Source organism: Pseudomonas sp. WPR_5_2 (assembly GCF_003634475.1).
Classification (GTDB): domain Bacteria; phylum Pseudomonadota; class Gammaproteobacteria; order Pseudomonadales; family Pseudomonadaceae; genus Aquipseudomonas; species Aquipseudomonas izuensis.
In genome coordinates, this window is record NZ_RBLA01000002.1 from 782,745 (window position 1) to 793,351 (window position 10,607).

Consider the following 10,607-nt stretch of genomic DNA (forward strand, 5'->3'; position numbering starts at 1 on the left):
AAAACAAAAACAATGAATAGCAAAAATGAAATCCTTCGGTTGGCAACGCAACAGCCTGCCAGGCATCCGCAACCGACGGTGAAGGCCCAAGGTCTGACTCACCTGATTTTTCAAAGGCCGGACTTGAATGAGGCGGCGCATTTCCTGACTGACTTCGGCCTGACCGTCAGCCATCAAGCAACCGATACGCTCTATCTGCGTGGCACTGCGCCGGCTCCCTATTGCTACCGCGTGCACCGTGCAGAAAAGGCAGGCTTTATCGGATTCGGCCTGGCAGTCCGATCGCTCAAGGATCTGGAAAAGCTGACGAAGATTCCAGGCGCATCCTCGGTCGAGACCTCGATGCATCCTGGTGGCGGCCACTGCGTCAGACTCACCGATCCTTCCGGTTTTATCGTCGAGGCGATTTACGATCAGACACCCGGTAATCCCCTGGAGCACCGGGCACCGCTTCCCTGGAATCTGGCGCAAGAGCAACCGCGCATCAACGCCACGCAGCGCCCGCCGGTTGCACCGCCTGAAGTGATCAAACTGGGTCACATCGTCATTGAAGTGGCCGACTATCAGGCGACCTGCGCCTGGTACACCCGGCATTTCGGGTTTATTCCCAGCGATGTACAGGTACTCGCCGATGGCACCCCGATTGTCGCTTTCATGCGCCTTGATCTCGGTGTCAGGCCGGCGGATCACCATACGCTGGCGATTGCGCAAGGGTTCATGGCGACCTACAGCCACAGCGCCTATGAGGTCGTCGATGCCGACGCGGTGGGCATGGGGCAGCGCGTCCTGCGCGAGCGGGGCTGGGAGCACTCATGGGGCATCGGCCGACACATCCTGGGCAGTCAGATCTTCGATTACTGGCAAGACCCCTGGGGTGATAAGCACGAGCACTACTGCGATGGGGATGTTTTTACCGCCACACAGCCTACGGGCATCCATCCCGTGAGCCCTGAAGCCATGGCGCAGTGGGGGCAGCGCATGCCCAAGAGTTTTACCCAACCCAGGATGAGCTTCAGCAACGTGCGAGCGCTGGTTCGCAACCTGCGACGCAGCCCGGACCTGACCCTTCGCAAGTTGATCACGCTGATGCGGATGTTCGGGTAAGCGGCTGCCATGTCGGGCATCACTAAAGGGTATGGCCGGCGCGACGTGCTCAAGGCCGGTGCCTTGATCGCCGGCGGCTCGTTGATCTACAGCGTCGCCAGCCCACCCTCAGAACAACACCACAGATCTCGCGCCCTCGAGCGCGGGACAAACGCTGCTCCAGGAGTACCTTCAATGTCTGCTGTACACGTAGTCCGCTTTGAGTTTGAGAACGGTATCCACTGGGGCGTATTACGCCAGGACCGAATCACGATTGTCCCGGGCACTTTTGAGACCACGGGGGACTTCATCTGCCAGAACAGTATCGATGACCTCGCGCAACTGACAGGTACTCAGTTGGAGTCGCACAAAGTGAAGCTGCTGTCGCCGGTGACCCGTAACCAGCAGTTTGTCTGCCAAGGGGCGAACTACCGACAGCACATGATCGAGTCGGGCATGGACCCGGATGCGAAGAAATACAACATGATCTTCACCAAGGCGACCAGTTGCCTGGTGGCCGCTGACAGCGTCCTGATCAAGCCGCGCAGCGTCCGCTTCCTTGATTATGAGATCGAACTCGGGCTGGTGATGAAACGCGTCATCAGCGGCGCAGTGACCGTTACCGACGCCAATCTGCATGAGTTCGTTGCCGGCGTGGTCATTGTCAATGACTACTCGGCACGCGACATTCAGATTCCGCAGATGCAGTTCTACAAGGGCAAGAGTTTCCGCACCTTTGGTCCGGTCGGCCCGTACCTGTGCCTGCTGGATGCCCGGGACATGCATTACCTGAAAGCATTGCAGTTGCGCCTGACGGTCAATGGCGAAGTCCGCCAAAGCGACAGCACGGCCAACCTGGTGTATGGCCCCGCTGAAACCCTGACCGAACTCTCCGCTGTCCAGGATCTCGCGCCCGGCGACCTGATCGCCACCGGTACGCCGGCGGGATGCGCGCTGACCATCCCTTCGCCCGCCAAACAGCGCATTGCAGCCCTGATGCCGGAAGCCACCAAGTGGAAGCTGTTCCTCAAGGCGCAGGAAGGGCGGACGCAGTATCTCAAGGCAGGCGACGTGGTCGAAGCGCGCATTCGCAGTGCCGATGGCGTGATTGACCTGGGTGTGCAACGCAACCGAGTGGTAGAGGAAGCCTGACGATGATAGTGCGATCGCTGAACGACATTGAAAATATCGAGCAGGTTTCGTTGGCGAAGCGTGGATTGGCTTCCAGCACCTATGAAGCACTGACACGCACAGCCGAGCTTAGCCCCAACGCGTCCGCACTGAGTTTCTTCACCGACGCCAGCTGCTTCAAGAACACCCACCACTGGAGCTATGCCGAGCTCGTCGAAGAGATCACTCGCGCGGCGAATGCCTTCCACGACCTGGGCATCACCCCGGGTGAAGTGTTGGCCTTTATCCTGCCCAACCTGCCGGAAACCCACTTCACCATCTGGGGCGGTGAAGCGGCGGGTGTCGTCATGGCGATCAATCCGTTGCAAGAGGCCAAACAGATGGCGGCCTTGCTACGGGCCGCCAAGGCCAGCGTAGTGGTCACGCTTGCACCGACACCGGGCAGTGACCTGTGGCCCAAGTTGGCCTCGCAGCTGGATCAACTGCCTGAGATCAAGCACATCGTTTGGGTGGGCATGAGCCCCTATGTTGATGTCGCGCAGCGTGAATCCCTTGCATCCCTTGCACAGACAGAACGTGAGTTGCACCGGGGGGCCACGATTCACGACTTACGGACATTGATGGATGCTCAGCCCGGCACGCACCTGAAAAGCGAGCGGCAATTTCGCCCTGAGGATCGTTCCTCTTACTTCTGCACCGGCGGTACCACCGGACTGCCCAAGATTGCGATGCGTACCCATGGGGCGGAGGTCTTTAACGCGTGGGCCATGGCCACGCACATGCAACCCCGTGGGAGTGGCCAGGTCATTTTTTGCGGGTTGCCGCTGTTCCATGTCAATGCTCAGCTGGTGACAGGCCTGATGCCCTGGACCCAAGGTGATCATGTCATCCTCGGCACGCCGCAGGGTTATCGCGGTGAGGGTGTGATCCCGCGTTTCTGGGAGATGGTCGAGCACTTCGGCATCAACTTCTTCTCCGGCGTGCCTACTGTCTATTCCGCACTGTTGCAAAACGAGCTGCAAGGCCGCGACCTGTCCAGCCTGCGTTATGCCATGTGTGGTGCCGCGCCGCTGCCGGTCGAACTTTTCCGGGAGTTTGAAGGCCGGACCGGGGTAAAGATTCTCGAAGGCTATGGACTCACGGAAGGCGCGTGCGTCTCCTCGGTCAATCCGCCCCATGGCGAGCGCTACATCGGTTCCATCGGTATACGGATTGCCTACCAGGGCATGCGTGCGGTCATCCTCGATGACGCTGGAGAGTATCTGCGCGACGCCGACACCGACGAAATTGGCCTGATCGCCCTCACGGGACCGAACCTGTTCGAGGGTTACGTTGAAGAGAGTCATAACCGGGGCCTGTGGATCGAGATCGATGGACAGCGTTGGCTGAATACGGGCGACCTGGGTCGCCAGGATGAAAATGGCTACTTCTGGCTGACCGGGCGCAAGAAGGAGCTGATCATCCGCGGCGGCCACAATATCGATCCCAAGCAAATCGAGGAGGCCCTGCAAGCCCATCCAGCGGTGGCACTGGCGGCAGCCATCGGCAGCCCGGACGCCTATTCGGGTGAAGTGCCGGTCGCCTACGTGCAACTGCGCCCCGGCCACGACTGTACCCTCGAAGAGCTTGAGCAGTTTGCTCAGCGCCACATCAGTGAGCGGGCGGCCATTCCCAAGCGGATCGAAATCCTCGAAGCACTGCCGTTGACGGCGGTGGGCAAGATCTTCAAACCCGCCTTGCAGCAGCGTGAGGTCGCCCGAGTCATTTGGCAGGAAGTGGAGCGCATGTGCCTGAAGGACATTGCGGTCGAGGTGATTCAGCATGAGCAGCGTGGGCTGGTCGCGTGCATCCGGGCAGGGCGGGATCAAGAGTCCCTGGCCCTGCTTCTGGGTCGCTATAGCTTTCAGGTGGAGTGGCTCAAATGATCCTGACTTCGTAAGTTCGGCACCCCGGCCCTGGTAGTCATCAGCCAAGGCCTTTTTCACAACTTCGATGAATGCCAACCGGCACTGCCAAGTGCACCGGAAGGCGAAGCTTTGCCTGCGCACCAACCAATAACAACAATTCGAGGTGGGAAATGAAACTGAGCAACCGTGCAACCCCGTGTCACTTTGCTGTGCGAGAAGTGTCTTGCTGGATCAAATTCGCAGGTGCCGCGGCAATACTCAGCGCCTCCACAAGCGCGGCGGCCAATGGCATTGCCTTGAACGAGCAAAGTGCAAGCAGCGCGGGAACTGCTTATGCGGGAAGGTCGTCTTCGGCACTGGATGCCAGCACCATCTTTGGCAACCCGGCTGGCTTGACCAAATTGAAGCGCAGTGAGATTTCCGGCGGAGCCGCGGTCGTCTCGGTGAGCGACGACATCAGTGATGCACAGAGCAGTGCCCCGGGAACGAATAAAGGGGACTCGGTACCGTTGGGGGTTGTGCCCTTCGCGTATATGTCGACGCCACTGGATGATCGATTTTCGATTGGCCTGGGCCTGTATGCGCCGAGTGGCCTGATCAACGACTACGAGAGCAGTTTTCAGGGCCGTTACCATGGCTCCTACAGTACGACCAAGGAGATCACCCTTCAGCCCACCATTGCCTGGCGGATCAATGATTACGTGTCCATCGGTGGCGGACCGACCATCAACCATTTCGATGCGAAGCTTCAGAATTACCTGGCCACCGGTGCGCTGAACAACGGCGAGGACACGCTGGTCACCATCAAGGGCGATGACACCGCACTGGGCTACAACGTCGGGGTGTTGTTTGACTTGAGTGATGCCACCCGTTGGGGGATTAACTATCACTCGAAGGTGGACTATGAACTCAAGGGGCATACCGAGGTGTCCGGCTCTCCGAGCGTTATTCCGCTGGATGGAAAGTATGACAACAAGATCGACATCACGATGCCCGAATCCGTGGACACGTCGATCACCCATCATTTCAACAGTCGCTGGACCGGATACGTGGGGACCACCTGGAAACGGTGGAGCCGGATCCAGAAGGTCGAGGCAGTCAACAGTGGTCTTTCTCCCGTAGGCCAGGCAGCAGGTCTAGGCACTGTGACCGAAGAAATGAACTGGCGCGACACGTGGTCTACGGCCGTGGGCGCCTCCTATCAATTGAACCAGCAATGGCTGCTGCGCGCAGGCTACGCCTATGATCCGTCGCCAGTCAGGAATGCCGATCGCAGCGTGCGCATCCCGGTTGGCAATCGCCAGGCCGTGACCCTGGGCGGTGCCTATTCGCCGAATACCGATCTGACGATCGACTTTGCCTACGGTTATCTCTGGGATTCCAAAGTCTCGGTGAATCAGTCGAACAACTCCGGTCTTCAACCGGCATACAGTGCCAACTACGACAACAGTGCGAATGGAATTTCAGTGCAGGCCACCTATCGCTACTGATCGCCCTGACCCAGAGCATTTCCACTAAGAATGGATTGATTGGTTTTTCAGCGCCCATGACTGAACCTGTCATGGGGGCTCTTTACAGCGGGCGGACGCTACGCGTTCCACGGCGTTAGTAGCCATGCCCAATCGAGGCGCTTTACCAGGCGCCTTGCTGTCGGTGCACTCTCCACAAGAGGGTCTCTGCTTTATCTCTGCGCCTGTCTGAAGCTCGTCGCTATCCGTGGCGATTTGGAAGACCCCGAACTCGCACTCAGCGAGTTCGGGACGGCGCCACCGAATGACGCAAATCAAAGCCTGGAGGTGGTGTGTGGCCAACAGGACTTGGCGCCGACCGGGGAAGCCGATAATTATTGGCTGGTGTTTATGCGGTATCTGTCAGGCCGTCATCGCGGGCAAGCCTTGCTCCCACGGAATCGGCGTCGTGCTCAAGATCGGCGAACAACACAAAACTTGTGGGAGCAAGGCTTGCCCGCGATGAGGCCAGAACTGCCCAAACGCTACTTACGCAACATTCATCGTCTTGTGCGTATCAATCAAATGCTGCACCACCCCCGGGTCCGCCAGGGTGGAAATATCCCCCAACCCGTCATATTCAGCGGTGGCAATCTTGCGCAGAATCCGCCGCATGATCTTGCCCGAACGGGTTTTCGGCAGGCCCGGCGCCCACTGGATTACGTCCGGCGAAGCAATCGGGCCGATCTCCTTGCGCACCCAGTTCTTCAGCTCCAGGCGCAACTGCTCGCTGGTTTCTTCGCCGGCGATCAGGGTGACGTAGACATAGATGCCCTGGCCCTTGATGTCGTGCGGCACACCGACCACCGCCGCTTCGGCGACTTTCGGGTGCGCGACCATGGCACTTTCGATCTCGGCGGTGCCCATACGGTGGCCGGAGACGTTGAGCACGTCGTCCACGCGACCGGTGATCCAGTAGTACCCATCGGCATCGCGACGGGCGCCGTCACCGGTGAAGTACATGCCGCGGAAGGTCTTGAAGTAGGTGTCGACGAAACGGTCGTGGTCGCCGTACAGCGTGCGCGCCTGGCCTGGCCAGGAATCGAGAATCACCAGGTTGCCCTCGGCCTCGCCTTCGATGATGTTGCCCAGGTTGTCCACCAGGGCCGGCACCACGCCAAAGAACGGACGCGCCGCCGAACCTGGTTTCATGGCATGGGCGCCCGGCAGCGGGCTCATCATGTTGCCGCCGGTTTCGGTCTGCCACCAGGTGTCGACGATCGGGCAACGGGACTGGCCGACGTTCTTGTAGTACCAGTCCCAGGCTTCCGGGTTGATCGGCTCGCCCACCGAACCGAGCAGGCGCAGGCTACTGCCATCGGCGCCTTCCACCGCCGCCGTGCCCGAGGCCATCATGGCGCGGATCGCGGTCGGTGCGGTGTAGAGGATGTTGACCTTGTGCTTGTCGACGATCTTCGCCACCCGGGTGATGTCCGGGTAGTTCGGCACGCCTTCGAACAGCAGCGTGGTCGCGCCGTTGGCCAGCGGGCCATAGACGATGTAACTGTGGCCGGTGACCCAACCGACGTCGGCGGTGCACCAGTAGATTTCCCCCGGACGGTAGTCGAACACGCGCTCGTGGGTCATCGCCGCGTACAGCAAGTAGCCGCCGGTGGTGTGCTGCACGCCCTTCGGCTTGCCGGTGGAACCGGAGGTGTAGAGGATGAACAGCGCTTCTTCGGCGCCCATCTCTTTCGGCGCGCACACGGTGCCGGCCACTTTCATCAGGTCTTCGTACCAGATGTCGCGGTGCTGGTTCCACTTGATGTCGCCACCAGTGCGCTGGCACACGATGACTTTCTGGATGCTGCTGGTTTCCGGGTTGGTCAGCGCGTCGTCGACGTTGGCCTTGAGCGGGATCTTCTTGCCGGCACGGATGCCTTCGTCGGCGGTGATCACCACTTTCGAGCGGCAGTCGATGATGCGACCGGCCAGGGCTTCCGGCGAGAAGCCGCCGAACACCACCGAGTGAATCGCGCCGATCCGGGTACAGGCCAGCATGGCGACCACGGCTTCGGGGATCATCGGCATATAGATCGTCACCACGTCGCCGCGGTGCACGTCCTGGCCGCGCAGGGCGTTGGCGAACTTGCAGACTTGTTCATGCAGTTCGCGGTAGGTGATGTGGCGGCTTTCGGCAGGGTCATCGCCCTCCCAAATGATCGCGACCTGATCGCCGCGCTCGGCCAGATGCCGGTCGAGGCAGTTGTAGGAAACGTTCAGGGTGCCGTCGGCGAACCACTTGATGTCGACATGGTGATCGTCGAAGGAGGTCTGCTTGACCGTGGTGAAAGGCTTGATCCAGTCGAGGCGCTTGGCTTGCTCGCGCCAGAAACCGTCCGGGTTGACGACCGACTGCTGGTACATGGCCTTGTAGGTCGCCTCGTCAGTCAGCGTATTGGCCAGGACCTCGGGACGAACGGGATACAGGGAAGCCGCACTCATCTTTCTTACCTCGGTGGAATTGGTTGTTTGGGGAATCTGTAACGGGCGGGTGGTCCGACCTGGGTTCAATGCCATTCAAAGGCAGCCTTCAAATCCTGAAGCGGCTCAGAAGCTGGTCCTGCTGACCGACGTACCCCGCCATCGTTGAACACTGGCGGACCTGCCTTTCGGCACTGTCGGAAACTTCCAGACTGATGTCGCGGATGTTGGTCGTGTTGCGATTGATCTCCTCGGTCGTCGCGCTCTGTTCTTGCGCGGCGGCGGCAATCTGCAAGTTCATGTCATTGATCCGATAAATCGCTTCACGAATGCGCGCAAGCGTCGAGTTGGCGGCATTGGCATCACCGGCCGTCTTGCTGGCCGCGTCGCGGCTTTGCTGCATTCGCGCCTGGGCGTGTTTTACACCCGCCTGCAGTTGATCAATCATCTGGCGAATTTCCTGGGTGGATTGCTGGGTACGTGAGGCCAGCGAGCGCACCTCATCGGCAACCACGGCAAAGCCACGCCCGGTTTCACCCGCTCGCGCCGCCTCAATGGCCGCATTGAGCGCGAGCAAGTTGGTCTGGTCGGCGATACCGGTGATGACCGCCACGATCGATTCAATGCTTTGACTGAGGGTGGACAGTTCATTAATGGCACGACCGGTGTCGTCCATCTCCACGGCCAGGCGATTGATCGCGCCCGTTGACCGGGAGACAAGCGCCACGCCGTTTTCGGTTTCCTCGTTGGCGGCAACCGCCGCCTCGGCCGCAGCCTGGGCATTGCGCGCCACATCCTCGGCTGTCGAGGCCATCTCCCGCATGGCGGTGGACAATTGATCCAGTTCCTGTAGCTGGTTCTGGACCCGGCTGGCAGCCTGATCCGCCTCACAGGACGTGGCCGTGCTGCTCTCGCGGACGTGTTGCGAGCCCGTTTTCACATCGCCGATCAGCGCCTTGAGGTTCTGCAGGAGCCGGTTGAACTCCCCGGAGACCTGGGCAATTTCATCGTTGCCATGCACCGGCAATTCACGGGTCAGGTCGCCGCTCCCTCGATTGATATCGGCGAGCGATTCCTTGAGCTGATCCAGCGGCCAGAGCAGGCGCCTGACCAACAGCCCCAACACCAACAGGCTGAGCAATACACCCAGGCCCGTGCCGATGATTGCGCGCCCGGTCAGGACGCGGAGGGCGGCCATGACGATGTCCTGGTCCAGCACCACGCCGATGTACCAATCCATACCTTTGAGATCGGTGAGCGGAATAAAGGCAACCAGCCGGGACTTTCCACCGCTGCTGACTTCCTGAAGCCGGTTGTCGAGCGCCGGCGAGCTTCCGGCAAAAAGCTCACTGTAGGGCTTGCCGTTCAGCTCGGCGTTGGGATGGGAAATGATGTTGCCACTCTTGCTCAGCAAGAACGCATAGCCGGCCCCGCCAAAATCCAGGGTATTGATGGCATCGGCCACCGCCGTCAGGCGGATGTCACCACCCAACACCCCGAGCAGTTGCCCGGCATCGCTGATCCGGGCGACAGCGGAAATCAGGATTTCACCCGTGGTGGAGTCCTTGTAGGGTTCGGTCAACACGGCCTGGTGACCGGCCTTGCCCGTCGCGTACCAAGGACGGGTGCGACCGTCATAGTCAGGCTTGGGGTTCCAGGATGAGGTGTTCTTGATCGGTTTACCGTCGGACTCGAGGGCACCGAATACCAATTTGAATTCTTCTTTGAGAACGGGCGACTCGATGATTCGCTGGGTCGCTTGCGCGCTGTACTGACTGTCGATCGCCTGGGAGGCCAGATCCATCAGGCGCAGCTTGCCGTTGAGCCAGTTTTCAATCTGGCGTGCTACCGCATTGCTTGTTTCGGCAATGCTCGCCTCGACCTGGTGACGCAAGATCGTACGTACCTGTTCTACCTGGACCAGCGACAGCAGGCTGGTGGTTATCAACAGTACACAGGCAGCCACAAGGCTTACCTTGTAACGGATTTTCATCGAGGGCTCCGCGCGGAGAGAGGGTGATTTTTCGCTGTTTTGAGACCGCCATCGCGAGCAGGCTCGCTCCCACAGGGGGACGCGTTGCAACTGTGGGAGCGAGCCTGCTCGCGAAAGCGGTTGGAAAGGCGATACAGGGCTACCTGCATCGCCCACTGTTTTTAGAAGAAGCCCAACGGATTGATGTCGTAGCTCACCAGCAGGTTTTTGGTCTGCTGATAGTGATCGAGCATCATCTTGTGGGTTTCACGGCCGACGCCGGACTTCTTGTAGCCACCGAACGCGGCGTGCGCCGGGTACAGGTGGTAGCAGTTGGTCCACACACGACCGGCCTTGATGGCGCGGCCCATGCGGTAGGCGCGGTTGATGTCGCGGGTCCAGAGGCCGGCGCCCAGGCCGAACTCGGTGTCGTTGGCGATGGCCAGGGCTTCGGCTTCGTCCTTGAAGGTGGTGATGCTCACCACCGGGCCAAAGATTTCTTCCTGGAACACACGCATTTTGTTGGTGCCCTTGAGCAGGGTCGGCTGGATGTAATACCCGCTCGCCAGGTTGCCCTCGAGT

5 protein-coding genes and 3 pseudogenes are annotated in these 10,607 nt (G+C 60.1%); 4 read left to right on the plus strand and 4 right to left on the minus strand.

Going from position 1 to position 10,607, the window contains the following annotated elements; all coding sequences use genetic code 11:
- Positions 1-12 precede the first annotated feature (12 nt).
- From BJ917_RS12465 to BJ917_RS12480, 4 genes are all read left to right on the plus strand, one after another.
- Positions 13-1,104, plus strand: a complete 1,092-nt coding sequence (locus BJ917_RS12465) for a VOC family protein (protein ID WP_121103486.1) — start codon at positions 13-15, stop codon at positions 1,102-1,104.
- A gap of 174 nt (positions 1,105-1,278) precedes the next feature.
- Positions 1,279-2,235, plus strand: a complete 957-nt coding sequence (locus BJ917_RS12470) for a fumarylacetoacetate hydrolase family protein (protein ID WP_121103487.1) — start codon at positions 1,279-1,281, stop codon at positions 2,233-2,235.
- 2 nt (positions 2,236-2,237) lie between these two features.
- Positions 2,238-4,139 (plus strand): acyl-CoA synthetase, encoded by a 1,902-nt coding sequence (locus BJ917_RS12475; protein WP_121103488.1) that lies wholly within the window; start codon positions 2,238-2,240, stop codon positions 4,137-4,139.
- A 152-nt stretch (positions 4,140-4,291) separates the two neighbouring features.
- Positions 4,292-5,611 carry an outer membrane protein transport protein gene (locus tag BJ917_RS12480; RefSeq protein WP_121103489.1) on the plus strand — a complete coding sequence of 440 codons (1,320 nt, stop codon included), beginning with the start codon at positions 4,292-4,294 and terminating at the stop codon, positions 5,609-5,611.
- Between the two features lie 507 nt (positions 5,612-6,118).
- Here the strand turns inward: BJ917_RS12480 and acs are convergent.
- The 4 genes and pseudogenes from acs to adh form a co-directional block, all read right to left on the minus strand.
- Positions 6,119-8,074, minus strand: coding sequence for an acetate--CoA ligase (gene acs, locus BJ917_RS12485; RefSeq protein WP_121103490.1), 1,956 nt, complete (start codon positions 8,072-8,074; stop codon positions 6,119-6,121).
- Positions 8,075-8,162: 88 nt separating this feature from the next.
- Positions 8,163-8,681: pseudogene (locus BJ917_RS32700) on the minus strand (methyl-accepting chemotaxis protein); the annotation flags it as partial.
- Between the two features lie 339 nt (positions 8,682-9,020).
- Positions 9,021-10,046 (minus strand): annotated as a pseudogene (locus tag BJ917_RS32705) (cache domain-containing protein); the annotation flags it as partial.
- A 161-nt stretch (positions 10,047-10,207) separates the two neighbouring features.
- Positions 10,208-10,607, minus strand: a pseudogene (adh, locus tag BJ917_RS12495) (aldehyde dehydrogenase); the annotation flags it as partial.